The following is a 25,168-nucleotide window of genomic DNA, read 5'->3' as shown; positions in this document are numbered from 1 at the left end:
GTAGAATTACGCACAAAATCTCCTGTGCTCGTGGCTGCGTGGGCACTTTCCCCCTTTTTTGCCGTTGACCTCCGAATCCGACATGAAATCTTTCGTCACGCTCATCGGGGCCGCCGCGTTGGCTGCTTTTTCGTTCACTGCTTCGTTTGCGCATGCCCAGGCGGCGCGCTCCGACTCGGTGCCCAACTTCGCCCGCGGTGAACAAATTTACATGCAGATGTGCATGGCCTGCCACGGCGTGGCCGGCAACTCGACCATGGCCGAAAACCCCTCGCTGGCCGGGCAGTTGCCAGAGTACCTGATCAAGCAACTGCGCGACTACAAATCGGGCAAGCGCCAAAACGCCATCATGTCGGGCTTTGCAGCCGCACTCACCGACGACGACAAGCGCGACGTTTCGCACTGGTTGGCGCGCCAAACCCCGGCCCCCAACTACGCCCGCGACCCCGAACTGGTGCGCGAAGGCGAGCGCATTTGGCGCGCCGGCTTGGCCGATCGCAACATCGCCTCTTGCATGGCCTGCCACGGCCCGGCCGGGCGCGGCATGCCGGCGCTGTACCCGCGTCTGGCAGGTCAGCACGCCCGCTACACCGCCGACCAAATGAAACAGTTCCGCACCGGTGCGCGCGGCAACAGCCCCGAAATGGCGCGCATCGCCCGCCACATGACCGACCGCGAAATCGAGGCCGTGTCCGACTTCATTGCTGGCCTGCGTTAAGGCCTAGGCCTATAGCGCACCGCACTTTCTGGGCCCCTCCTAAATCGAGGGGTTTTTTGCTTGGCCTCGCACCTTGATCGCTCCAGAGCCGACAATCGCTGCGATAGATGGGAACCTGCAGCGCCCAACGCGCCACTAAGCTACGCCCAGCTCAACCGAGCCCCACCCCCACACTGGTTTGCAACTGATGAGTGTTTCTACTGCTGGCATCGTCATCGAGCGTGGCTCGCCGCTGGTGCGCGATCTGATCGAGCTGTTGTCGTCGATGCGCTTTGCCATCGCGTTGCTGACGGTGATCAGCATCGCCTCGGTCAGCGGCACCGTGGTGCTGCAAAACGAGCCCCTCAACAACTACATCAACCAGTTCGGCCCGTTCTGGTACCGGGTGTTCGAGATCATGGGCATCTACACCATCTTCAGCGCCTGGTGGTATGCCCTGATGCTGCTGTTTTTGGTCACCAGCACCTTGCTGTGCGTGGTGCGCACCTCGCCCAAGATGCTCAACGACATTCGCCAGTTCAAAGAGGACATGCGCGAACAAAGCCTGAAGGCCTTCCCCTTCAAGGCGCGGGCTGAACTCGCCGAAGCGGGTGAAGCGGCGGCGCAGCGCATCGGCCAAACCCTGCTGGCTTCGGGCTGGAAAGTGAAGCTGCAACGGCGCGAGAGCGCCGCCGGCGTGGGCTGGATGGTGGCGGCCAAGGCCGGGGCGTGGAACAAGCTCGGTTACATCCTCACGCACTCAGCGATCGTGATCATCTGCGCCGGGGCCTTGCTCGATGGGCGCCTGATGGTGCAGTTGCACACCCTGTTTTTGGGCAAAACCACCTTCGAGGGCGGTGGCCTGATCTCGGACGTGCCCGAGCAGCACCGCCTGAGCGACTGGAACCCCACCTTCCGCGGCAGCATCTTGGTCACCGAAGGCGCCAACACCGGCACCGCCATCCTGCCGCAGCCGGGCGGGGTGTTGTTGCAAGAGCTACCGTTTTCGATCGAGCTCAAAGACTTCATCGTCGAGTACTACGACACCGGCATGCCGCGCCTGTTTGCCAGCGAAATCCTGATCCACGACAAATACACCGGCGAGATCATCCCCAAGCGGGTCGAGGTCAACCACCCGGCGCACCACCGCGGCGTCACCATCTTCCAGGCCAGCTACGACGACGGCGGCTCGCTGGTGCAGCTGCGCGGCTTGCCCATGGGCGACGGCGCCGAGGCCTTTACCGTTGAGGGCCGCATCGGCCAATCGACCACGCTGCACCGGGGCGGCGAGACCTTCACGCTCGAGTTCACCGACTTCAGCCTCTACAACGTCGAAAACCTGGCCAACACCCAAGCCGCCGAAGAGGCAGCGGCCATCGCTGGCTTCAGTTTGCAAAATGAGATCACGCAGCGCCTCGGTTCGGCGCACCGCACCGTCGCCGAGGCCCAGATGAAAAACGTCGGCCCCAGCATCACCTACCGCTTGCGCGACGCAGCCGGCCAAGCGCGCGAGTTCCACAACTTCATGTTGCCCATCGACCTCGACGGCCGGCGCGTGTTCGTGCTGGGCGTGCGCGAGACCGAGGCCGATGACTTCCGCTACCTGCGCATCCCGGTAGACGACCGCGACAGCATCGACGGTTTCATACGCTTGCGCACGGCGCTGGCCGACCCGCAGCTGCGGCGCGAAGCGGTGCTGCGCTACGTGGCGGCGGCGGCCGCCGGTCAGCGCGCCGAGCTGCAGCAGGCCCTGATGCTGTCGGCGCAGCGGGCGCTCGATTTGTTCGCAGGCCAAGACCCCGAAATCGCCACCTTGCCACGGCGCGACATGCCCGTGCTGGCTGGGCTGCAGGCGGTGTCGGCCTTCCTCGAGGTCAACGTGCCCGAGACCGAGCGCGAGCGCGCCGGCGAGCTCATGTTGCGCATCCTCAACGGCAGCCTGCTCGAGCTCTACCAGATCACGCGCGAGCGCGCCGGCCTGAACCCAGCCCCGCTCAACGAGCAGACCGCCAGCTTCATGACCCAATCGGTGCTGGGCCTGAGCGATTCGTTCTTTTACCCCGCGCCCCTGACCTTCATGATGACCAGCTTCGAGCAGGTCGAGGCCAGCGTGTTTCAGGTATCGCGCGCACCAGGGCGCAACATCGTCTACTTTGGCTGCCTGTTGTTGACGCTCGGCATGATCGCCATGCTCTACGTGCGCGAGCGCCGGGTCTGGGTCTGGCTGGCGCCTAAACCCGACTCCGACACACTGGATGCCACCATGGCGATGTCGTCCAACCGTAAAATCTCCGACAACGACCGCGAGTTTGAGCAATTGCGCCGTCACCTGTTTAATCAAGCACCCGAGGCCACCTCATGACTGCTGCCACACAGACCATTGAACTCAAGAAGAGCGCGGGCTCGCAGCCCATGCGGCCGGGTTATTTTTCCCGGCTCAAGGCTTGGGACTGGATTTTTGCCGCCATGGTGGTGGGCGGCCTCACCTACAGCTACTTCCTGTTTCAGCCGTACCTCGACCGCTACGAGATTTTCGTGCTGCTGCTCACCGCCCCGAGCTGGATCGCGCTGGCTTGGTTCTGGCGCCCGATCAGCTACCTGAGCGTGGTGGTGGCGGTGCTGTCGCTCACCGCCATAGAACTCTATCAGGTCGATGGCGTAGGCGTTTATGCCCGCGCCGAAGAGGTGTTTCTGCTCAAGTTCTTCTTGGCCAGCCAGACCGCCGTGTTGCACATGAGCCTGCTGCTGCTGGCCAGCACCGTGTTTTACTGGGTGGGCTTGCTGGCAAAGAAAAACGGTGCCGGGTTCGAGGAAGTCGGTGCCAAGATCGCTTGGGTGGCGGTCACCATGGGCTTGGTGGCGTTTTGCGTGCGCTGGTACGAGACCTACCTGCACAACACCGGCTTGGGCTACATCCCGATCAGCAATTTGTACGAAGTGTTCATCATGTTCGGCTGGATGACCACGCTCTACATCCTCTACTACGAAGACCGGTACCAAACGCGCAAGATCGGCGCTTTTTCTATGCTGGTGGTCAGCGCCTCGGTGGCTTTTTTGCTCTGGTACATGGTGACGCGAGAAGCGCACGAGATCCAGCCGCTCATCCCGGCCCTGCAAAGCTGGTGGATGAAGCTGCACGTGCCCACCAACTTCGTGAGCTACGGCACTTGGACCATCGCGGCCATGCTGGCCTTTGCCTATCTGCTCAAGCAAAGCACCTTCAAGTTGAGCTGGCTCAAGCTGACGCCGGTTTGGCTGCTGGCCGCCGTGTTTTTGCTCGAGCCGTTTTTGTTCGGGGTTTACACCGTGGCGCCGGGTGAGACCAACTACGCTGCCGCCGTGGGCATGAGCAACTTCTGGGCGGTCTACGTGGGTGTGGCGGTCCTGATCATCGGGTTCATCGTCATGGCGCGCGACCGCTTTGCGGCCAAGCTGCCAGCGCTCGAGGTGCTCGACGACATCATGTACAAGTGCATCGCCATTGGGCTGCTGTTTTTCACCATCGCCACCATTTTGGGCGCGCTGTGGGCGGCTGAAGCGTGGGGCGCGTACTGGAGTTGGGACCCCAAAGAAACCTGGTCGCTGATCAGCTGGTTCACTTACGCCGCCTGGTTGCACATGCGCTTGGTCAATGGCTTGCGCGGCACGGTGGCGGCCTACTGGGCGATCGCCGGCTTCTTTATCACCAACTTCACCTTCTGGGGCGTGAACATCTTCCTGAGCGGCCTGCACAGCTACGGCGCGCTCTGAATCGTGCAATGATCGCGCCCTGAGGCGCAAAAGCCAGCGAGGCCGCATTTTTGTTGCGGCGGCGCTGGCTTTCGCTTTTGCCTCCAGCCGCCATGGCCGGCGCTTGGTGTGGGGTTTGGTACTAGAGCCCGAGCTCGGGCCCAAGCTGATCGGCCAGCGTTTCGCGCCGGCGTATGAGGCGTGCGTTGCTGCCACTGACCAGCACCTCGGCGGCGCGGCCTCGGCTGTTGTAGTTGCTGGCCATGCTGGTGCAATAGGCACCGGCCGAGCACACCGCCAGCCAGTCGCCGGGCTGCACGGCCAACAGGCGGTCATGGCCGATCCAGTCACCGCTCTCGCACACCGGTCCGACCACTTCGTAGCACTGCACCGCTTGGGCCGGACGCAACTGCAGCGGCACGATGGCGTGATAGGCCTGATACAGCGCCGGCCGCGGCAGGTCGTTCATGCCGGCATCGACGATGAGGAAGTTTTTGGCCAGTCCGGGCTTGAGGTAGAGCGCCTCGGTCAGGCACACGCCCGCATTGCCCACCAGCGAGCGCCCCGGCTCGAGCAGCAGCTTCAAGTTGCCAAAGCCGCGCGCCTCCATGCGCTGCAGCACGGCGGCGAACAAGGCGTCGGCCGCCGGTGGGCACTCGTCGAGGTAGGTGATGCCTAAGCCGCCACCCAAATCGAGGTGTTCGAGCGCGATGCCTGCGGCCTGCAGGGCTGCCACCAGGTCGAGCACACGCTCGAGCGCGTCGAGGTAGGGCGCGCTGTCGGTGATCTGCGAGCCGATGTGGCAGTCAATGCCCACGATGCGCAAGCCCGGCAACGACGCCGCGCGGCGGTAGGCACCTAGGGCCTCGGTGTGCGCGATGCCAAACTTGTTGCTTTTGAGCCCGGTCGAGATGTAGGGGTGGGTGCGGGCGTCCACGTCGGGGTTTACGCGCAGGCTCAGCGGCGCTTGCCGCCCCAGCGACAGCGCCTCAAGGTTCAAAACTTCGATCTCGGGCAAGCTCTCGACGTTGAAGCAACCGATGCCGGCCTGCAGCGCCTGGCGCATCTCGGCGCGGGTCTTACCCACGCCCGAAAACACGATGCGCTCAGGTGCCACGCCGCTGTGCAGCGCCCGCTGCAGCTCGCCGCCCGAGACGATATCCAGCCCGCAGCCCGCTTGCACCAGGGTCTGCAGCAGGGCCAGGTTGGGGTTGGCCTTGACGGCGTAGCAAATGAGCGCCGCGCGCCCCTGCAAGGCGCGCTGGTAGGCGCCCAGCGCGGCCAGCAGCGCGGCCTGGGAATAGACGAACAGCGGCGTGCCATGCTCGCGCGCAAGGTCGGCCAGCGCCAAGCCTTCCACCCGCAGGTGGCCGTCGGCATAATGGAAAAAGGGTGTGCCCGGCACCGTCGGTGCCGCAGGATTGGAGGCTGACATGTGGACGATTGGGCTAAAGGGGTAGGGCTGTCGCGGGCGGGGTGGTGCGCTTAAGTCGGGGTTCCCGCTTCGGTTGCACTAGGCAAATACAGCGGCCCCTTTTGGCCGCACCCCGGCAAGGCGAGCAAAAGCAGCCCCAGGCAGGCGCTTAAGCACAGCAGCCGCAGGTGAGAGGGTAAAGCCGCTGTGTGCTCACCAGGCTTCAAGCCTACAATGCCGTTTGAATCATGCATGGCGCGATTGTAATGAACGACACCGACTATTTAAACCACGCCGAAGCCCTGCTGCGGGCGGTCGAGCGCTGCTGCGACCGCATCAACGACGAATCCGAGGTGGACATCGACAACCAGCGCGTGGGCGGCATGGTCACGCTGGTGTTTCGCAACGGCAGCCAGATCGTCATCAACCTGCAAAAACCCCTGCACGAGGTGTGGATGGCGGCGCGCAGCGGCGGCACCCACTACCGCTTCGATGGCCAGCAGTGGCTCGACACCAAAGGGGCGGGGGAGTTTTACGAGCGCCTCTCGCAAGAAGCCAGCGCCCAAGCCGGGGCGGCGCTGCGCTTCAGTTCGGGCGGGTAAACAAGTCCAAGATGTTGCGCCGGTCCTCTGCCGCCATGGGCGGGGCGATTTCGGCCGCGCCCTCTGGCGCGGTGTCGGCGTCGGCCATGCCCAGCGAGGCCACGCCTTGTCCTGGGCCAGATTCCTCGTAGTACCACTCCCCTCCGGCCACCATCAGCCCGGCGGGTGCGTTGGGCTGTTGCACCGGCACCCCGGCCAAGGCCTCGCGCATGAAGTCGATCCAGATCGGCAACGCCAGCGAGCCGCCGGTGGCGTTGCGCCCCAGGTTGCGCGGTGTGTCGTGGCCCATCCAGGCCACCGCCGACAGGGTTGGGTGAAAGCCGGCAAACCAGACATCGACCGCGTCGTTGGTGGTGCCGGTTTTGCCGTACAAGTCGGGGCGGCGCAAGGTCGATTGCACCCGTGCCGCCGTGCCGCTGCGCGTGATTTCACCCATGAGCTGAGTCATGACGAAGGCATTGCGCTCCGGGATCACACGCTGCGCGTGCTCGAGCCCGCGCGCCGGCGCTTGCATCAGCACCTTGCCCTCGTGGTCGGTGATGCGGGTGATGAGCACCGGTGGGGTGTAAAAACCCCCGTTGGCGAACACACCGTAGGCGCTGGCCAGTTGCAGCGGCGTGACGGCGCCCGCACCCAGCGCCATGGCCAGATACGGGGGGTGGCGCTCGGCCTCAAAGCCAAAGCGCGTCAGCCACTGCTGGGCGTTGCTCGGCCCCACTGCCTTGAGCACGCTGATCGAGGGGATGTTGCGCGAGCGCGCCAAGGCCGTGCGCACGGTCATCGGGCCCTCGAACTGGCCGTCGTAGTTGCGCGGCTCCCAGGCCCGGCCGCCGGTGGCGGCGGCGCTAAAAAACAGCGGCGCGTCGTTGACCAAGGTCGAGGCCATGACGCCGTGTTCGAGCGCGGCCGAATAGATGAAAGGCTTGAGCGCCGAGCCCGGCTGGCGCTGCGACTGGATGACGCGGTTGAACTGGTTGCGATCGAAGTCAAAGCCGCCGACCAAGGCGCGGATTTCGCCGTTGCGCGGATCCATGGCCACAAAAGCGGCCTCCACCACTGGTTTCTGGGTGATGGCCCAGCGTTGCTGCGCGTCGCGCACCAGCCGCACCACCGCGCCGGGGCGCAGCTGCAGGTGCGGCGGCGCGTTGGTGGCCAGCCCGGAGCGCACCGAATCGAGGCCGGTGCCTGTAACCTCGATCGGGGCCACCTCGCCGCGGCTGAGCAGCACCCGGCGCGCGCTGGCTTCGAGCACCACGGCGGTGACAAAGCCGTTGAAGTCGGGGATCGCTGTCAACGCCGCGTCGATGGCGGCTTCGCGCGCAGCGGCCTCCGCAGGCAGCTCGATGAAGCGCTCGGGGCCGCGGTAGTGCTGGCGACGTTCAAAGTTGATCACGCCTTGGCGCACCGCCCGCACAGCGGCCCGCTGCTGGTCGGCGTCGATGGTGGTGTAAACCCGCAAGCCACGCGCGTAAGCGGCCTCACCGTACTGGGCAAACACCTGCTGGCGCACCATTTCGGCCACGTGGTTGGCGTGGATGAACTGCTCGGGGTCGAGGCGACGCAGCTGCAGCGGCTCATCCCGGGCGGCTTGCGCCTGCTCGGCCGTGATAAAGCCATTGGCCAGCATCTGGTCGATGATGTGCAGTTGGCGGATGCGAGCGCGGCGCGGGTTGCTGATCGGGTTGAAGGCCGATGGGGCTTTGGGCAGGCCGGCCAGCATGGCTGCTTCGGCAACTGAAAGCTGGGCCAGCGGCTTGCCAAAGTAGGTCTGCGCCGCCGCCGCAAAACCATAAGAGCGGTGCCCAAGGAAGATCTGGTTCATGTAGATTTCCAGAATTTCTTCCTTGGTTAGCAGGCGTTCGAGCTTGAACGTGAGCAGCACCTCGTAGAACTTGCGCAAAAAGGTGCGGTCCTTGGTCAGGAACATGTTGCGCGCCACCTGCATGGTGATGGTCGAGGCGCCTTGGCTCAGGGGGTCGAACACATTGGCCAGCGCCGCACGCGCCACACCGCGAAAGTCAACCCCGCCGTGCTCGAAAAAGCGCTCGTCCTCGATCGCCAGCACGGCTTGGATCATCACCGGCGGGATTTCGGCAAAGGGCGTCATGTTGCGCCGCTCCTCGCCAAACTCGCCGATCAGCTCGCCGTCGCGTGCATAGACGCGCAGGGGCAATTTGGGGCGGTAGTCGCTCAGGCTGGTGACATCGGGCAGCTTGGGGTAGGCCAAGGTCACGGCGAGGCCCAGCAACACCGCGCCCGCAAACGCAGCCACTACCGATGCGACGATGGCGGTAAACGCCATCGACCTCACGCGGCGCGACCAGCCTACAGGCTTTGTGCGGGTAGAAGCGGCCCGATGCGGGTCGGGCTCAGGCGAGCGAGGCGAGGTGGCGGACATGAATATTTTGCATCTAAGGTATCGGATTATAAAAAAAGCAGCCTGATCGTGCGCTCGGATGGCTTAGAGTCTGTCAAAGTTTGTAAACTTACTTGCCTTGTGGCTACACTGTGCCAACTTGGCGCATCGTTTTTTTCAACGGCAGCCCAGGCCAGTGGTACTTAAACCGTCTGCTTGATGCTAGGTTTGATACATGTCCCTTTTTGTGTCGAACCGTAACCGCTCTTGGGGGTGAATTTGGTCTCAATCAGAACGCTACTTCGTCGGGAACCCGCTCCCTTGCTGGGGATCGACGTCAGCACAAACTCACTCCGGCTGGTTGAGCTGCAGCGTGATCCCTCTGGTCGCTGGGAGGTTCTGCACTGCGCCGTAGAGCCCTTGGAGCGCGGATGGGTCAAGGAAGGCAACATTGAGCAATTTGACCAAGTGGCATCTGCACTCAAGCGGTTGGTCAAAAAGTCGGGCAGCAAAACCCGCAGCGCCGCGTTGGCCTTGCCGGGTTCGGCCGTGATCACCAAAAAAATCAACCTGCCTGCTGGGTTGAGTGAGGCAGAGTTGGAGCTTCAGGTTGAGTCTGAGGCGGCGCAGTACATTCCGTTCCCGCTGGCTGAGGTCAGCCTCGATTTTTGTGTTGTGGGTCCGGCGCCCAAGATGCCCGATTTTGTCGAGGTGCTGCTGGTGGCTTCGCGCAAAGAGAAGGTCTCAGACCGTCAAGGCCTGGCCGAGGCGGCCGGCTTGGTGCCGGTGCTGCTTGATGTGGAGTCGTTCGCTTCAAGGTTGGCGGCCGCTCGGGTGATCGAGGCATTGCCGAATCGAGGGGAAAACATGCTGGTTGCCCTGTTCGAGCTGGGCTCGCAAAACTCGAGCTTGCAGGTCATTCGCAACGAAGACATGGTCTACGAGCGCGAGCAGAATTTTGGTGGCAATCAGTTGACGGCGTGGATCGCTCGACACTACTCGATCTCTCCTGAAGAAGCCGAAAGCAAGAAGAAATCCGCCGCCTTTGCACCCGATTACCACGAAGCCGTGCTCTCGCCCTACCAGAGTCAGCTAGGGCAAGATATAGGCCGTGCCCTTCAGTTTTTCTTTACCAGCACCCCGCACAACAAGGTGGATTACGTGTTGCTGTCGGGTGGGGCGGCCGCGGTGCCTGGGATCGAGGTGGCGGTCATGAATCAAACATCCTTCCCTTGCAAGATTGTCAACCCCTTTGAAGGCATGGCGCTATCGGCTGCCTCAGTCTCGGCCAAAGGGGCGGATAGCAGCACGGCGTTTTTGGTGGCCACGGGCTTGGCTATGCGCAGGTATTCTTCATGATCGCTATCAATTTATTACCCCACCGCGAAATTGCGCGCAAGAAAAAGCGCGAGCAGTTTTTCGTCAACCTGGGTTTGGCGATAGGTGCAGGCCTGGTTCTGGCGGCTCTGGTCTATGGTTTTTTCCAGCTGCAGATCAGTGGGCAGCAGGAGCGCAACCAGTTCATCCAGGCCGAGATCCAAAAGCTGGATGTCCAGATTCGCGAAGTGGCCACCTTGCAGCAGGAGCTCGATGGCCTCAAGTCGCGCCAGGCTGCCGTAGAGAGCTTGCAAGCCGGGCGCAATTTGCCTGTGCATTTGCTCGACGAGATGGTGCGGCTGCTGCCCGAAGGCGTGCACCTGACGGCGCTGCGCCAAGAGGCTGCAGCCATCACCTTGACCGGGGTGGCTCAATCGCAGGAGCGGGTGTCCGAGTTGCTGCGCAATTTTGGCGGTCGCAGCCCATGGCTCACTCAACCGCATCTGGTCGAAATCACTGCTGCAACGTTGGCCCTTGGGCCGCGCGATCAGCGCCGCGTGTTCAATTTTTCGGTGCGTTTGACCCTTAGCCCCAATACGCAAACCAGCCCGCAAGGTTCAACACCGGCGCAACCCGGCCAGACGCAGCCAGCAGGTCAATCGCCTGCACCGGCGGCCACTGGCGGTCGAGTCTAAGCGCAGCCGCATTGAGAGGGCCTGAACCGATCATGAGCAAAAAAACCAAATCCGCCTCGTTCGACTTTGCCCGTTGGCAACAAGATGTGCGGTCCCAATTCAGTGGTCTCGATCCCAACGACCCCTCGCGCTGGCCCGCCATGCCGCGGCGCTTGCTGCTGCTGGTGGTGGCGTTGGCGGTGCTGGTGGGCCTGTGGTTTGTGGTGCTAAGCGGCATGCGCGCGCAGCTTGAAACCGAGCGCCAGCGCGAGGCGCAGTTGCGCACCGAATTCACGAGCAAAGTGGCCCAGGCGGCCAATCTGGATGCATTGCGGGCCCAGCTCGAACAGGTGCGCCTTTATGTGAGCCAGCTCGAGCGCCAATTGCCCAGCCGGGCCGAGATGGATGCTTTGCTCTCGGACATCAACCAAGCCGGTATTGGGCGCGGTTTGCAGTTCGAGCTGTTTAGGCCCGGGCAGGTCGAGTTGCGCGATCACTACGCCGAACTGCCGATTGCGGTGCGTGTCAGCGGCAGCTACCACGACATCGGCATGTTTGTCTCCGACGTGGCTCACCTGTCGCGCATCGTCACCCTCAACAACCTGAGCCTCACGCCGGCACCCAACCGGCCCGATGTGCTGATCATGGACGCCACCGCCAAAACCTTTCGCTACCTCGACCCCGAAGAGGTTGCGCAGCGCCAGCGCGAGCAGCAACAACAGCGCGCCGCCGGGGGTCAACGATGAGCACTGCACGGCTTTACCCCTTAGGCTTGCTGCTGGCAACGGCCTTTGCACTCACTGCTTGCAGCAGCAGCGGTGACGATCTCTCGGCTTGGATGGAGCAGCAACGGGCGGCAGCCCAGCCCAGCGTGGTGCCGGTGCCGGCACCCCAGCCCCACATACCGCAAGCCTATCAAGGGCTGGGCGCTGTTTCTCCCTTTAGCTCCGACAAGCTCACGGTGCTGCTGCGCGCTGAGACCGTCTCGCCCGCCGTATCTGGTTTGCTGGCGGCCGAGATGCGTCGCCGCAAAGACCCGCTGGAGGCGGTACCGCTCGACACCATCACCATGGTGGGTTTGTTGCGCCGTGGCAACGAAACCGTGGCGCTGGTGCGGTCCGAGGGATTGATTCACCAGGTGCGGCGCGGCAACCACCTAGGGCAAAATTTCGGACGCATCACCGCCATCAGCGAAACCCAGATCACCCTGCGCGAAATCGCTCAAGACCCGGCTGGCGAATGGGTAGAGCGCACCACCACTTTGCAGTTGCAGGAAGGCACCGGCCAATGAATACCCATCATCAAAACCTTTACCCTCAGACCCTGTCGCGCTACTCCCGCTATGCCTTGCTGGCTTGCACTTTGATGATGTCGGGGTGGGTGCAGGCGCAGCTGGCCATCCAGTCGCTCACGGTGGCGGCACAAGGTGGCGGCGGCGAGCTGGTGCGCATCCAGACCAATGAACCGCTGCGCCAGCTGCCGGCCGGCTTCAGCATGCAGGCGCCGGCGCGCATCGCGCTCGACATTCCCGGGGCCAGCAACGCCACCGGCCAAAATCTGTTTGAGCTCAACCAAGGCAACCTGCGTTCGGCCAACGTGGTGCAGGCGGGCGACCGCACGCGCATCGTGTTGAATCTCAGCCAGCCTGTGGGCTACGAGCTGCGCATCGAGGGCAACACCTTGCTGGTGCAGCTGCAGCCCGGGGCGCAGGCGGCCGCACCGGCGGCGGGGGGCGCGTTGGGCGCAGCGTTTGCAGCAGCAGGCCCAGCTGCGCGCACGCAACCGCTGGTTGACATCGACTTTAGGCGCGGCGCACAAAACGCCGGGCGGGTGCTGGTCGAGCTGGCCAGCAGCCAGACCGGCGTGGACGTGCGCCAGCAAGGGCGCAACCTGGTGGTGGAGTTCCAGCAGAGCTCGCTGCCCGAAGGCCTGCGCCGGCGCCTCGATGTGAGCGATTTTGGCACCCCGGTGCAAACCGTCACCGCCACCCAAGTGGGCGACCGGGTGCGCCTGCTGGTCGAACCCACGGGCAACTGGGAGCACAGCGCCATCCAGACCGACAACCGGTTTGTGCTCGAGGTGCGCGAGGTGCGGCAAGAAGCCAACCGCCAGGGCCAGCAGCCCAACTTCACCGGCGACAAAATCTCGCTCAACTTCCAAAATATCGAAGTGCGCTCCTTGCTGCAAGTGATCGCCGATTTCAGTAACTTCAACATCATCACTTCCGACACCGTCACCGGTAGCCTGACCATGCGCCTGCGCGATGTGCCGTGGGATCAGGCCCTTGACACTGTGCTCCAGGCCAAAAACCTGGGCATGCGCCGCACCGGCAACGTGATCTGGATCGCGCCGCGAACCGAAATCCTGGCCAAAGAGCGCGAAGTGCTCGAAGCTGCTCAGGCCATCCGTGGCCTAGAGCCGGTCCGCACCCAGAGCTTTAGACTCAACTTTGCGCGCGCCCAAGAGGTGGCCGAACACCTGACCACCGCGGTGGGGACGGGCGAAAACGAGGTGCGCATTCTCAGCAGCCAAGGTTCGGTGTTTGCCGAGCCGCGCACCAACCAGTTGTTTGTCACCGACATCGCGTCCAAGCTCGAAGAAATCCAGACCTTGATCCAGACCTTGGACGTGCCGATGCGACAGGTGTTGATCGAAGCCCGGATCGTGGAAGCCGAAGACAGCTTTGGGCGCAATCTGGGGGTGCGCTTTGGCGGGCGCATCGCAGATCCGGTGACGTTGGCGCGTCACAATGGCAACCGGGTGCAGACCACGCTTGGTTTTGGTTCCATTGGTGCCACCGGCGCAGGCAATTCCAACGTCACCAATATTCCCACCCCCACCATTGGCTCCGGCACCTTCGCCTTTTCGCTCTTCAACCCGAGCGTGACGCGGTTGCTCAACCTTGAAATCGAGGCCAGTGAGTCGGATCGGCGCCTCAAGACCATCGCCAGCCCGCGCGTGGTCACGGCCGACCAGCGCGAGGCCACGATCGAAGACGGCCGCAAAATCCCCTTCCTGCGCCGCGACGCCGACGGCAACACGACGATCGAATTCATCGACGCCTCGCTCAAGCTGGTGGTCACGCCGCAGATCACCCCGGATGGCGATGTGATCATGCAGCTGCGCGTCAACAACGACACCCCGATCGTCTTCAATGGCCAAACAGCTGTTCAGACCAAGAGCGTGCAAACCCAAGTGCTGGTGGAAAACGGCGGCACGGTGGTGATCGGTGGCATTTACACCCAAGAAGAGACCAACAACCAGGCCAGGGTGCCGGTCTTGGGTGAGCTGCCGGTGCTGGGCAACCTGTTTCGCAGCAACCAAACCTCGACCCGACGCACCGAACTGCTGGTGTTCATCACGCCCCGTGTGCTCACCGAAATGTCTGCCTTGGGGCCCAGAAGGTAAGGCTTTTGATCATCCTCATCGGTTTGCCTGGATCGGGTAAATCCACGGTTGGGCGCTTGCTGGCGCGGCGTTTGCAGTTGCCCTTCGTGGATTCGGACCTCGCCATCGAGCAGCGCTTGGGTTGCAGCATCCGCGAGTTTTTCGAGCGCGAGGGCGAGGCGCGCTTTCGCGACGTGGAGCAGGCGGTGCTTGACGAGCTCACCCAAGGGCCGGCGTGCGTGCTCTCGACCGGCGGCGGCGCCGTGCTGCGCCCGGCCAACCGCCAGTGCCTGCGCGAGCGTGGGCAGGTGTTTTATTTGCGATCGGCGCCCGAGGAGGTTTTTAGGCGCGTGCAGCACGACCGCAGCCGGCCGCTGTTGCAGGTGGCCGACCCGCTGCAAAAGCTGCGCGAACTGCACGCCCAGCGCGACCCGCTGTACCGCGAGACGGCGCATTGTGTGGTCGAGACTGGTCGGCCCTCGGTGGCCTCGCTGGTCAATTGGATCGCGGCCAAGCTGGAGTTGCAACCCGCACCCCTCAACCCTGCACATGCATCAGACGCTTCGCATTGACCATGTCCCTACAAATTGAACTCGGCGAGCGCAGCTACCCCATCCTCATCGGCAGCGGCTTGCTCGACGACGCCGCCTCGTGGGACGGCCTGCCTGCGGCCGCACAGGCGCTGATCGTCACCAACACCACCGTGGGGCCGCTCTATGCCGCCAGACTGCAGCAGAGCTTGGTGGGGCGCTTTGGCCGCATGCATCTGGTGCAGCTGCCAGACGGCGAGCAATACAAAAACTGGGACTCCCTCAACCACGTATTCGATACCTTGCTGCAACAGGCCTGCGACCGCAAGACGCTGCTCTTTGCCCTGGGCGGCGGGGTGGTGGGCGACCTGACCGGTTTTGCGGCCGCTTGTTATATGCGCGGCGTGCCCTTTGTGCAGGTGCCCACCACGCTGTTGGCGCAGGTGGATTCGTCGGTGGGCGGCAAAACGGCCATCAACCACCCGCTGGGCAAAAACATGATCGGCGCTTTTTACCAGCCGCTGCGCGTGGTCTGCGACCTGTACACCTTGCGCACCCTGCCGGCGCGCGAGATCAGCGCCGGGCTGGCCGAGGTGATCAAGTACGGCCCGATCTACGACCTCGATTTTTTGACCTGGATCGATAGCCACCTCGAAGCCCTGCGCCAGCTCGACCCCGCTGCCCTGGCCTACGCGGTGCGGCGCAGCTGCGAGATCAAGGCCGCTGTGGTAGGACAAGACGAGCGCGAAACCGGTTTGCGCGCCATCCTCAACTTTGGCCACACCTTTGGCCATGCCATCGAGGCCGGGCTGGGCTACGGCCAGTGGCTGCACGGCGAGGCGGTGGGTTGCGGCATGGTGCTGGCGGCGCGGCTCTCACAGCGCTTGGGGCTGCTGTCGGCTGATCGGGTGCAGCATCTGGCCGATTTGATCGCGCGCGCCGGCCTGCCGGTGCGGGCGCCCCGGTTGGAGCCCGACCCCGCCGCCAACGCCGCGCGCTACCTCGAGCTGATGCGGGTGGACAAAAAGGCCGACGCCGGCCAGATCCGCTTCGTGCTGGTCGACGACGCTGGCGCGGCCCATCTGCGGCCGGTGGACGACGCTCTGGTGGTCGAGGTGCTCGAGGCCGGCTGTGCCTGAGCTCCAGCCCTACGCCTGCCACCCCGAGCGCAGCCGCGGCCGGCGCTACCCGCAGGCGCCGGCGCCCACGCGCAACGACTTCCAACGTGACCGCGACCGTGTCATCCACAGCAGCGCCTTCAGGCGCTTGGTCTATAAAACTCAGGTGTTTCTGAACCACGAGGGCGATCTGTTTCGCACCCGGCTGACGCACTCGCTCGAGGTGGCGCAGTTGGGGCGCAGCATCGCCCGCGCGCTGGGGCTGCACGAAGACTTGGTGGAGGCGCTGGCGCTGGCCCACGACCTGGGCCACACCCCCTTTGGCCACGCCGGCCAAGACGCGCTCAACGCCTGCCTGCACCAGCTGCCGCCCGAGCCCGACGCGCCCGAAGACCAGCCCACGCCGCACGAACCGGTGGGCGGCTTCGAGCACAACCTGCAAAGCCTGCGCGTGGTCGATACCCTCGAGCAGCGCTACCCGGATTTCGACGGCCTGAACCTGTGCTTCGAGACCCGCGAAGGCATACTCAAGCACTGCTCGCGCGCCAACGCCGAGCGCTTGCAGCAGCTCGAGCCCGGTGGCGTGGGGGCGCGCTTTTTGCTCGGGCACGCGCCCTCGCTCGAGGCGCAACTGGCCAATCTGGCCGACGAGATCGCCTACAACGCGCACGACATCGACGACGGCGTGCGCTCGGGCTTGCTCACGCTCGAGCAGTTGGGTGAGGTTGAGCTGTTTGAGCGCCATCTGCGTGCCGTGCGGCAACAGTACCCGGCGCTCAACGCCAAGCGCTTGCTTTATGAAACGATCCGGCGCATGCTGACCGAGCAGGTTTATGACGTGATCGACGCCAGCCGCGCCGCCATTGCCGAAGCCGGCGTGCAGTCGGTGGACGAGGTGCGGCTGTGCCCGCCCTTGCTGCGCTTCTCGGCCCCCATGCGCGCCCAGACCGGCGCGCTCAAGCGCTTTTTGATGGCGCAGCTCTACCGCCACCCGCAGGTGCTGGCGCAGACCGAGCGCGCGCGCCTAGTGGTGACCGAGCTCTACCTGATCTACCACCAAGACCCGCGGCAGCTGCCGGCCCAGGCGCCCGGCGCCCTGCCCATCAGCCTGCGCCGGCGCGTGGCCGACCACATCGCCGGCATGACCGACCGCTACGCCATGCGCGAGCACCTGCGCCTGACCGGGCAGAGTCTGTTCGATTAACTAGGCAAGGGCCGCACCCCAATGGCACGCCAACCCCGCCTGAGCCTGAGCGGCTGGCCGCACCTGTTGATCTGGCGCGCGCACCCGGGGCTGGAGCTGTTCCACGACGCTGCCGATCGGCAGGTGTTTTTGCAGATGCTGACCGAGGCCGTGCGCGCGCAACCGCTGCAGTGGCATGGCTATGTGTTGCTGGCGCAGCAGGTGCGGCTGCTGCTCACGCCGCTGGCCGACGGCGCCGTGTCGCGCACCATGCAGGCGCTGGGGCGCAGCTATGTGCGCCATTACAACCTGCGCCACGACCACACCGGCACGCTGTGGGAGGGGCGCTTTCGCGGCACGGTGCTGCAACCCGAAGCCGAGCTGCTGCCCGCGCTCTTGAGCCTAGACACGCAAGCGCAGCGGCAGGGGCAGGCGCGCACGGCGGCCGAAACCCCTTGGAGCAGCCACGCCCACTACGCCGGGCTGCGCCACGATCCCGCCCTGAGCGCGCCACCGGCCTATTGGCAACTGGGCAACACCCCTTTTGAGCGCGAGGCCGCCTATGTGGCCCTGGTGCAGCAGGGGCTGAGCGAGGCGGCGCAGCAGCGGCTCGAGCAAGCCGCGCTCAAAGGCTGGGTGCTGGGCAGCCCGGCTTTCGTGGCGCAGTTGCAGCAGCTCACGCCACGGCGGCTGCAGCCGGCGCAGCGCGGGCGGCCGCGGCGGGTGGGGTAGGGCACGATTGCCCCTTGAGATAGCCTAACCCGCGTTGGCAAAAGGTTGCCAATTTATAATTAATCGGCTACTATTACAGCGAGTATTCCAGCAACAAAAGGCGCCGCTATGGACATCACAGCAGACACCATCGACCACGCAAGCCTAGCCCTCCTCGCGCAGGCCGGAGCCGTGCGCGCTGCCGCGGTCATCGGCCACGGTGGCGGCTGGGGCGTCGTCGTCAAGTGCGGCAACACCGAGCGCGCGCTCGCCGCGCGGCGCGGGGCCGTGCGGACCTTTCGCAAGTTTGAAACGCTGGTCTGCTACCTCAAGCAGATCGGAATTTCCCAATACCACGTCAACGCCGCCGACTTTGACCCCCAAGCGATCAAGGCCAGCCGCGCGCGGCCCGATGCCTCTGAACGGATGCGCAGCGCCTTCGAGGCCAAGGCGCACACCGATTGGGTGCGCGAGAAGGTGGCCGAAACGCTATCCGACCCCCGACCCAACATCGGGCATCGCCAAGTCATGGATGAGGTGCAGGCCCTGATCGAATCCAAGCGCAAGCAGCATGCCAGCAAAGCCACGGCTTGAATGGCGCCCGCAGGCCAGCGCCGATCTGCTGCAGATCGTGGCCACCATTGCCAACGACAACCCCGATGCCGCCCAAGCGCTGAAAGACGAGATCGAGGCCAAGGTCGGGAAGCTGCCCGATCACCCCAAGCTCTACAAGCCCTCGGTTCGCGTCAAGGGTCTGCGCGAGCTGGTCGTGCGCAGCAATTACATCGTGTTCTACCGCGAGTCGCTCGAACGGGTAGAGGTTGTGAACGTGATCCATGCCCGCAGGCAGTTGCCGCCGAAGGGTGGCAGGGCTTGAATTTCAGGGTCAAAAAATCGAAACAATCGGGATGAAGGGGTGGCGCAAAAGCCGGGCGCGTGCAGGATGGTGGGCAATCTTAGGGGGCGAAGCCAGGTTTCATTTTAATCTGTCCCCAAATTAAATCAAGCAAGCCAGGCTAATGATAAATTAGGGTCAGACCCCATTTGTTGTGCTTGCCAAAGCCCGCGCTTTGCCCTATGCTCGCTCCCAGTCATTAACCGCTTAGGAGTTTGCCGTGTCGTTTAGCCTTGAAATCGACCAGTTGCGCCAGTACGGCCTGTACGACCCGGCGCACGAGCACGACGCCTGTGGCGTGGGCTTCGTGGCCCACATCAAGGGGCAAAAAAGCCACACCGTGGTGCAGCAGGGCTTGCAGATCCTGGCCAACCTCGACCACCGCGGTGCCGTGGGCGCCGACGAGCTCATGGGCGACGGCGCCGGCATTTTGCTGCAACTGCCCGACGCCCTGTACCGCGCCGAGCTGGCCGCGCAGGGCTGCAGCCTGCCGCCGCCGGGTGAGTACGGTGTGGGCATGGTGTTTTTGCCCAAAGAACACGCCAGCCGCTTGGCGTGTGAGCAAGAGCTGGAGCGCGCCATCCGCGCCGAAGGCCAGGTGCTGCTGGGCTGGCGCGACGTGCCGGTGAACCGCGCCATGCCGATGTCGCCCACGGTGCGCCAGACCGAGCCCGTGATCCGCCAGGTGTTCATCGGCCGCGGCACCGACGTGATCGTGCAAGACGCGCTCGAGCGCAAGCTCTACGTGATCCGCAAAACCGCCAGCGCGCACATCCAGGCGCTGGGCCTCAAGCACGGCAAAGAGTATTACGTGCCCAGCATGAGCAGCCGCACCGTGGTCTATAAAGGCCTGCTGCTGGCCAACCAGGTGGGCGATTACTTCCTCGACCTGCAAGACCCGCGCTGCAGCTCGGCGCTGGCGCTGGTGCACCAGCGCTTTTCGACCAACACCTTCCCCGAGTGGCCGCTGGCGCACCCCTACCGCTACGTGGCGCACAACGGCGAGATCAACACCGTCAAGGGCAACTACAACTGGATGCGCGCGCGCGAGGGCGTGATGAGCTCGCCGGTGCTGGGCGCCGACCTGAACAAGCTGTATCCGATCAGCTTTGCCGGCCAGTCCGACACCGCCACCTTCGACAACTGCCTCGAGCTGCTGACCATGGCCGGCTACCCGCTGGCGCAGGCGGTGATGATGATGATCCCTGAGCCTTGGGAGCAGCACGGCCAGATGGACGCGCGCCGGCGCGCCTTTTACGAGTACCACGCCGCCATGCTCGAGCCCTGGGACGGCCCGGCCTCGATCGTCTTTACCGACGGGCGCCAGATCGGCGCCACGCTGGACCGCAACGGGCTGCGGCCCTCGCGCTACTGCGTTACCGACGACGACTTTGTGATCATGGGCTCGGAGTCGGGCGTGCTGCCCATCCCCGAGAGCCGCATCGTGCGCAAATGGCGCTTGCAGCCGGGCAAGATGTTCCTGATCGACCTCGAGCAGGGGCGCCTGATCGACGACGAAGAGCTCAAAGCCAACTTGGCCTACAGCAAGCCCTACCAGCAGTGGATCGAAAACCTGCGCGTGCGCCTCGACGACGTGACGCAACCGGTGGCCGGTGCCGCCGAGGGTGGCGAGGTGCGCCTTGCAGAGTCGGCCCGGGCCGCGCTCGACCACAGCGACGCCACCCTGCTCGACTGCCAGCAGGCCTTTGGCATGACGCAAGAGGACATCAAGTTCCTCATGGCGCCGATGGCGCTCAACGCCGAAGAGGGCATCGGCTCCATGGGCAACGACAGCCCGCTGGCGGTGCTCTCAAGCAAGAACAAGCCGCTCTACCACTACTTCAAGCAGCTGTTTGCGCAAGTCACGAACCCGCCGATCGACCCGATCCGCGAAGCGATCGTGATGTCGCTGGTGAGCTTCATCGGCCCCAAGCCCAACCTGCTCGACATCAACCAGGTGAACCCGCCGCTGCGGCTCGAAGTCAGCCAGCCGATTTTGAGCCCGGCCGACATGGCCAAGCTGCGCGGCATCGAGCGCCGCACCGGCGGCAAGTTCAAGAGCAGCACGATCGACATCTGCTACCCCGTGGCTTGGGGCAAGGAGGGGGTGGAGGCCAAACTGGCTTCGCTGTGCGCCGAGGCGGTGGACGCGATCAAGGGCGGCAGCAACATCCTGATTTTGAGCGACCGCGCCGTGAGCGCGCAGCAGCTGCCCATTCCGGCGCTGCTGGCGTTGTCGGCGGTGCACCAGCACTTGGTGCGCACGGGGCTGCGCACCAGCGCCGGGCTGGTGGTGGAAACCGGCTCCGCGCGCGAGGTGCACCACTTTGCGCTGCTGGCCGGCTACGGCGCCGAGGCCGTGCACCCGTGGCTGGCGATGCAAACGCTGGAGGCGATCCACCACGAGCTCAGCGGCGATCTGTCGGCCGACAAAGCCATTTACAACTACGTGAAAGCGATCGGCAAGGGCCTGTCGAAGATCATGTCCAAAATGGGCGTGAGCACCTACATGAGCTACTGCGGCGCGCAGCTGTTCGAGGCCATCGGCCTGAGCAGCGCCACGGTGGACAAGTACTTCAGCGGCACACCCAGCCGGGTCGAGGGCATCGGGGTGTTCGAGATCGCCGAAGAGGCCATCCGCACCCACCGCGCCGCCTTTGGAACCGACCCGCTGCTGGCGCAGATGCTCGATACCGGCGGCGAATACGCTTGGCGCGCGCGCGGCGAAGAGCACATGTGGACGCCCGACGCCATCGCCAAGCTGCAACACGCCACCCGCGCCAACAACTTTTCCAGCTACAAAGACTACGCCCAGATCATCAACGACCAGACCCGGCGCCACCTGACGCTGCGCGGGCTGTTTGAGTTCCGCGTCGATCCGGCGCGCGCCATCGCCATCGACGACGTGGAGCCGGCGCGCGAGATCGTCAAGCGCTTTGCCACCGGCGCCATGTCGCTGGGCTCGATCAGCACCGAGGCCCACGCCACGCTGGCGGTGGCCATGAACCGCATCGGCGGCAAGAGCAACACCGGCGAGGGCGGCGAAGACCCGGCGCGTTACCGCGCCGAGCTCAAGGGCAGCGCCATCGGCAGCGGCCAGACGCTGGCTTCGGTCATCGGTGCCGACAAGGTGGTGGCGCACCTGCCGCTGCAACCGGGCGACAGCCTGCGCTCGCGCATCAAGCAGGTGGCCTCGGGGCGCTTTGGCGTCACGGCCGAATACCTGGTGAGCGCCGACCAAATCCAGATCAAGATGGCCCAAGGCGCCAAGCCGGGCGAGGGCGGGCAGTTGCCGGGCACCAAGGTCTCGGACTACATCGGCTTTTTGCGCCACTCGGTGCCGGGCGTGGGGCTGATCAGCCCGCCGCCGCACCACGACATCTACTCCATCGAAGACCTGGCGCAGCTCATCCACGACCTGAAAAACGTCAACCCGCGCGCCGACGTCTCGGTCAAGCTGGTGTCGGAAGTGGGCGTGGGCACCATCGCCGCCGGGGTGGCCAAGGCCAAGGCCGACCACGTGGTGATCGCTGGCCACGACGGCGGCACCGGGGCCTCGCCTTGGTCGTCGATCAAGCACGCCGGCAGCCCGTGGGAGATCGGGCTGGCCGAAACCCAGCAGACCCTGGTGCTCAACCGCTTGCGCGGGCGCATCCGGGTGCAGGTCGATGGCCAAATCAAGACCGGGCGCGACGTGGTGGTGGGCGCCTTGCTGGGGGCCGATGAGTTTGGCTTTGCCACCGCGCCGCTGGTGGTCGAGGGCTGCATCATGATGCGCAAATGCCACCTCAACACCTGCCCGGTGGGCGTGGCGACCCAAGACCCGCTGCTGCGCGCCAAGTTTGCCGGCCAGCCCGAGCACGTGGTGAACTACTTCTTCTTCGTGGCCGAGGAGGTGCGTCAGATCATGGCCCAGCTGGGCGTGCGCCGCTTCGACGATCTGGTGGGCCGTGCCGATCTGCTCGACACCCGGCGCGGGCTCGAGCACTGGAAGGTGCAGGGGCTGGATTTTTCGCGCCTGTTTTACCAGCCGCCGCTGCCCGCTGCGGTGCCGCGCCGGCACACCAGCACCCAAGACCACGGCTTGGGGCAGGCGCTGGATGTGCGCCTGATCGAAAAATCGCGCCCAGCGATCGAGCGCGGCGAGCGCGTGCAGTTCATCGAATCGGCGCGCAACGTCAACCGCACCGTGGGCGCCATGCTCTCGGGCGCGGTCACGCGCGTGCACCCCGAGGGCCTGCCCGACGACAGCATCCGCATCCAGCTCGAGGGCACGGGCGGGCAGTCGTTTGGCGCCTTTTTGTGCCGTGGCATCACGCTGTATCTGATCGGTGACGCCAACGACTACACCGGCAAGGGCCTATCGGGCGGGCGCATCGTGGTGCGCCCGAGCATCGAGTTTCGTGGCGACGCCGGGCGCAACATCATCGTCGGCAACACCGTGCTCTACGGCGCCACCAGCGGCGAGGCCTTTTTGCGCGGCGTGGCCGGCGAGCGCTTTGCGGTGCGGCTCTCGGGCGCCACGGCGGTGGTCGAGGGCACCGGCGACCACGGCTGCGAATACATGACCGGCGGCACCGTGGTGGTGCTGGGCGCAACCGGGCGCAACTTTGCCGCCGGCATGAGCGGCGGCGTGGCCTATGTGCTCGACGAAGACGGCCAGTTTGCCCAGCGCTGCAACACCGCCATGGTGCGGCTCGAAAAAGTGCTGCCAGCGGCCGAGCAAGAGGCCGCGGGCCAGCGCGGCATCTGGCACCGCGGCCAGACCGACGAGGCGCAACTGCGCGCCCTGATCGAAGCGCACCTGCGCTGGACCGGTTCGGCCAAGGCGCGCCAGATTCTGGACCACTGGGCCGACAGCCGCAGCCGCTTCGTCAAGGTCATGCCGACCGAGTACCAGCGCGCTTTGGGCGAGCTGCACGCGCGCGCTCAGGCTGCTGCCAGCGCCGTCCCAGCCGCCTTGGCCCCAGCAGCCACGGCCTGAGCCTGCTGTCCCACTCCAACCTAGTTTAGCGAGCACCGCATCATGGGAAAAATCACCGGTTTCATGGAGTTCGAGCGCCTCGAGGAAGGCTACCAGCCGGTAGCCGAGCGCCTGAAAACCCACCGCGAGTTTGTCATCGCGCTCGACGACGCGCAGGCCAAGCGCCAAGCCGCGCGCTGCATGGACTGCGGCACGCCGTTTTGCAACAACGGCTGCCCGGTCAACAACGTCATCCCCGATTTCAACGATCTGGTCTATCGCGCCGACTGGCAAAACGCCAGCGCGGTGCTGCACAGCACCAACAACTTCCCCGAGTTCACCGGCCGCATCTGCCCAGCGCCGTGCGAGTCGGCCTGCACGCTCTACATCAACGACGACGCGGTGGGCATCAAGTCGATCGAGCACGCGATCATCGACCGCGCCTGGGAGCAGGGCTGGGTGCAGCCGCAGCCAGCGGCACACGCCACGGGCAAAAAGGTGGCCGTGGTGGGCTCGGGCCCGGCTGGCTTGGCGGCGGCGCAGCAGCTGGCGCGCGCGGGGCACGCGGTCACGGTCTATGAGAAAAACGAGCGCGTGGGCGGCCTGCTGCGCTACGGCATCCCCGATTTCAAGCTGGAAAAAGCGCACATCGAGCGCCGCGTGGCGCAGCTGCAGGCCGAAGGGGTGCAGTTCCAGACCGGGGTGCTGGTGGGGGCCATGCCCACCGAAGGCGCCGGGGCCAAGGTGCAAAACGAGGCCAAGCGCAGCATTCCCGCAACGCAGTTGCAGGCCGACTACGACGCCGTGCTGCTGTGCGGTGGCAGCGAGCAAAGCCGCGACCTGCCGGTGCCGGGGCGCGAGCTCGAGGGCGTGCATTTTGCGATGGAGTTTTTGCCGCAGCAAAACAAGGTCAACGCCGGCGACAAACTGAAAAAGCAGATCCGCGCCGACGGCAAGCACGTGATCGTGATCGGCGGGGGCGACACCGGCTCCGACTGCGTCGGCACCAGCCGCCGCCACGGCGCCGCCAGCGTGACCCAGTTTGAGCTGCTGCCCATGCCGCCCGAGCAAGAAGACCGCAACCTGACTTGGCCCTACTGGCCGATCAAGCTGCGCACCAGCTCCAGCCACCTAGAGGGCTGCGAGCGCGCCTTTGCCATTTCGACCAAGGCCTTTACCGGCAGCAAAGGCAAGCTCACCGGCCTGACCACGGTGCAAATCGAGCTGCAAGGTGGCAAGCTGGTCGAAATCCCCGGCACCGAGCAGCAGCACAAGGCCGATCTGGTGCTGCTGGCCATGGGCTTTACGCACCCGCTGGCCAGCGTGCTCGAGGCCTTTGGGGTGGAAAAAGACGCGCGCGGCAACGCCCGTGCCCACACCGAGGCCAGCGGCGGCTACGCCACCAACGTGCCCAAGGTGTTTGCCGCCGGCGACATGCGCCGCGGCCAGTCGCTGGTGGTGTGGGCGATTCGCGAGGGCCGGCAAGCGGCGCGGGCGGTGGACGAATTCCTGATGGGGCGCTCGGACTTGCCGCGCTGAGCCTATCAGCCCCAGGCGGGTTGGGAGCGCGGGCTTTCCCTTATGATCGCGCC

Annotated in this window: 20 protein-coding genes; 17 read left to right on the top strand and 3 right to left on the bottom strand. The window is 64.9% G+C overall.

What is annotated here, in order from left to right; translation table 11 throughout:
- Positions 1 to 82 precede the first annotated feature (82 nt).
- The 3 genes from SMCB_RS09400 (at position 83) to ccsB (ending at position 4,447) form a co-directional block, all read left to right on the top strand.
- Positions 83 to 718, top strand: a complete 636-nt coding sequence (locus SMCB_RS09400; RefSeq protein WP_045536566.1) for a c-type cytochrome — start codon at positions 83 to 85, stop codon at positions 716 to 718.
- A gap of 187 nt (positions 719 to 905) precedes the next feature.
- Entirely contained in the window at positions 906 to 3,059 is a 2,154-nt protein-coding gene (locus tag SMCB_RS09395; RefSeq protein WP_045536565.1) for a cytochrome c biogenesis protein ResB, read from the top strand.
- Positions 3,056 to 4,447 (top strand): c-type cytochrome biogenesis protein CcsB, encoded by a 1,392-nt coding sequence (ccsB, locus tag SMCB_RS09390; protein WP_045536564.1) that lies wholly within the window; start codon positions 3,056 to 3,058, stop codon positions 4,445 to 4,447. The genes SMCB_RS09395 and ccsB overlap by 4 nt, the downstream gene beginning before the upstream one ends.
- Before the next feature lie 121 nt (positions 4,448 to 4,568).
- On the opposite strand, the gene lysA is transcribed toward ccsB, so the two are convergent.
- Together lysA and lptM are read right to left on the bottom strand one after the other, a co-directional pair.
- Positions 4,569 to 5,861 (bottom strand): diaminopimelate decarboxylase, encoded by a 1,293-nt coding sequence (gene lysA, locus SMCB_RS09385; protein WP_045536563.1) that lies wholly within the window; start codon positions 5,859 to 5,861, stop codon positions 4,569 to 4,571.
- A gap of 50 nt (positions 5,862 to 5,911) precedes the next feature.
- Positions 5,912 to 6,094 (bottom strand): LPS translocon maturation chaperone LptM, encoded by a 183-nt coding sequence (gene lptM / locus SMCB_RS13325; RefSeq protein ID WP_144400329.1) that lies wholly within the window; start codon positions 6,092 to 6,094, stop codon positions 5,912 to 5,914.
- 12 nt (positions 6,095 to 6,106) lie between these two features.
- Here lptM and cyaY point away from each other — a divergent pair, with 12 nt between their 5' ends.
- Entirely contained in the window at positions 6,107 to 6,442 is a 336-nt protein-coding gene (cyaY, locus tag SMCB_RS09380) for an iron donor protein CyaY (RefSeq protein WP_045536562.1), read from the top strand.
- Here cyaY and SMCB_RS09375 read toward each other — a convergent pair.
- Positions 6,426 to 8,744: a penicillin-binding protein 1A gene (locus SMCB_RS09375; RefSeq protein WP_045536558.1), complete on the bottom strand. Its 2,319-nt coding sequence runs from the start codon at positions 8,742 to 8,744 to the stop codon at positions 6,426 to 6,428. The genes cyaY and SMCB_RS09375 overlap by 17 nt on opposite strands.
- A 333-nt stretch (positions 8,745 to 9,077) precedes the next feature.
- On the opposite strand from SMCB_RS09375, the gene SMCB_RS09370 reads away from it, so the two are divergent.
- The 13 genes from SMCB_RS09370 (at position 9,078) to SMCB_RS09310 (ending at position 25,115) form a co-directional block, all read left to right on the top strand.
- Positions 9,078 to 10,157: a pilus assembly protein PilM gene (locus SMCB_RS09370; RefSeq protein WP_045537971.1), complete on the top strand. Its 1,080-nt coding sequence runs from the start codon at positions 9,078 to 9,080 to the stop codon at positions 10,155 to 10,157.
- A complete protein-coding gene (locus SMCB_RS09365; protein ID WP_045536556.1) occupies positions 10,154 to 10,810 on the top strand; it encodes a PilN domain-containing protein in 657 nt (218 codons plus the stop codon). The genes SMCB_RS09370 and SMCB_RS09365 overlap by 4 nt, the downstream gene beginning before the upstream one ends.
- Before the next feature lie 32 nt (positions 10,811 to 10,842).
- Positions 10,843 to 11,535, top strand: a complete 693-nt coding sequence (locus SMCB_RS09360) for a type IV pilus inner membrane component PilO (RefSeq protein WP_052468488.1) — start codon at positions 10,843 to 10,845, stop codon at positions 11,533 to 11,535.
- Complete coding sequence (locus SMCB_RS09355; protein WP_045536554.1) at positions 11,532 to 12,080, top strand: pilus assembly protein PilP; 549 nt, start codon at positions 11,532 to 11,534, stop codon at positions 12,078 to 12,080. Before SMCB_RS09360 ends, SMCB_RS09355 begins: the two co-directional genes overlap by 4 nt.
- Entirely contained in the window at positions 12,077 to 14,197 is a 2,121-nt protein-coding gene (locus SMCB_RS09350) for a type IV pilus secretin PilQ (RefSeq protein ID WP_045536552.1), read from the top strand. Before SMCB_RS09355 ends, SMCB_RS09350 begins: the two co-directional genes overlap by 4 nt.
- Positions 14,198 to 14,202: 5 nt before the next feature.
- Entirely contained in the window at positions 14,203 to 14,748 is a 546-nt protein-coding gene (locus SMCB_RS09345) for a shikimate kinase (RefSeq protein WP_231851192.1), read from the top strand.
- Positions 14,749 to 14,750: 2 nt separating this feature from the next.
- A complete protein-coding gene (gene aroB, locus SMCB_RS09340; protein WP_045536551.1) occupies positions 14,751 to 15,845 on the top strand; it encodes a 3-dehydroquinate synthase in 1,095 nt (364 codons plus the stop codon).
- Complete coding sequence (locus SMCB_RS09335) at positions 15,838 to 17,028, top strand: deoxyguanosinetriphosphate triphosphohydrolase (RefSeq protein ID WP_045536550.1); 1,191 nt, start codon at positions 15,838 to 15,840, stop codon at positions 17,026 to 17,028. Before aroB ends, SMCB_RS09335 begins: the two co-directional genes overlap by 8 nt.
- 21 nt (positions 17,029 to 17,049) lie before the next feature.
- Positions 17,050 to 17,739 (top strand): hypothetical protein, encoded by a 690-nt coding sequence (locus tag SMCB_RS09330; RefSeq protein ID WP_045536549.1) that lies wholly within the window; start codon positions 17,050 to 17,052, stop codon positions 17,737 to 17,739.
- A 108-nt stretch (positions 17,740 to 17,847) separates the two neighbouring features.
- A complete protein-coding gene (locus tag SMCB_RS09325) occupies positions 17,848 to 18,312 on the top strand; it encodes an antitoxin PaaA2 family protein (RefSeq protein ID WP_045536548.1) in 465 nt (154 codons plus the stop codon).
- Positions 18,290 to 18,595: a type II toxin-antitoxin system RelE/ParE family toxin gene (locus SMCB_RS09320; protein WP_045536547.1), complete on the top strand. Its 306-nt coding sequence runs from the start codon at positions 18,290 to 18,292 to the stop codon at positions 18,593 to 18,595. The genes SMCB_RS09325 and SMCB_RS09320 overlap by 23 nt, the downstream gene beginning before the upstream one ends.
- A 238-nt stretch (positions 18,596 to 18,833) precedes the next feature.
- Positions 18,834 to 23,597: a glutamate synthase-related protein gene (locus SMCB_RS09315; RefSeq protein WP_045536545.1), complete on the top strand. Its 4,764-nt coding sequence runs from the start codon at positions 18,834 to 18,836 to the stop codon at positions 23,595 to 23,597.
- A gap of 42 nt (positions 23,598 to 23,639) precedes the next feature.
- On the top strand, positions 23,640 to 25,115 hold the full coding sequence (locus SMCB_RS09310) for a glutamate synthase subunit beta (protein ID WP_045536543.1): 1,476 nt from the start codon (positions 23,640 to 23,642) through the stop codon (positions 25,113 to 25,115).
- Positions 25,116 to 25,168 lie beyond the last annotated feature (53 nt).

The organism is Serpentinimonas maccroryi, assembly GCF_000828915.1.
GTDB classification, from domain to species: domain Bacteria; phylum Pseudomonadota; class Gammaproteobacteria; order Burkholderiales; family Burkholderiaceae_C; genus Serpentinimonas; species Serpentinimonas maccroryi.
Note: the sequence above shows the minus strand (reverse complement) of the source record. Positions and strands in the feature narration are given on the sequence as shown.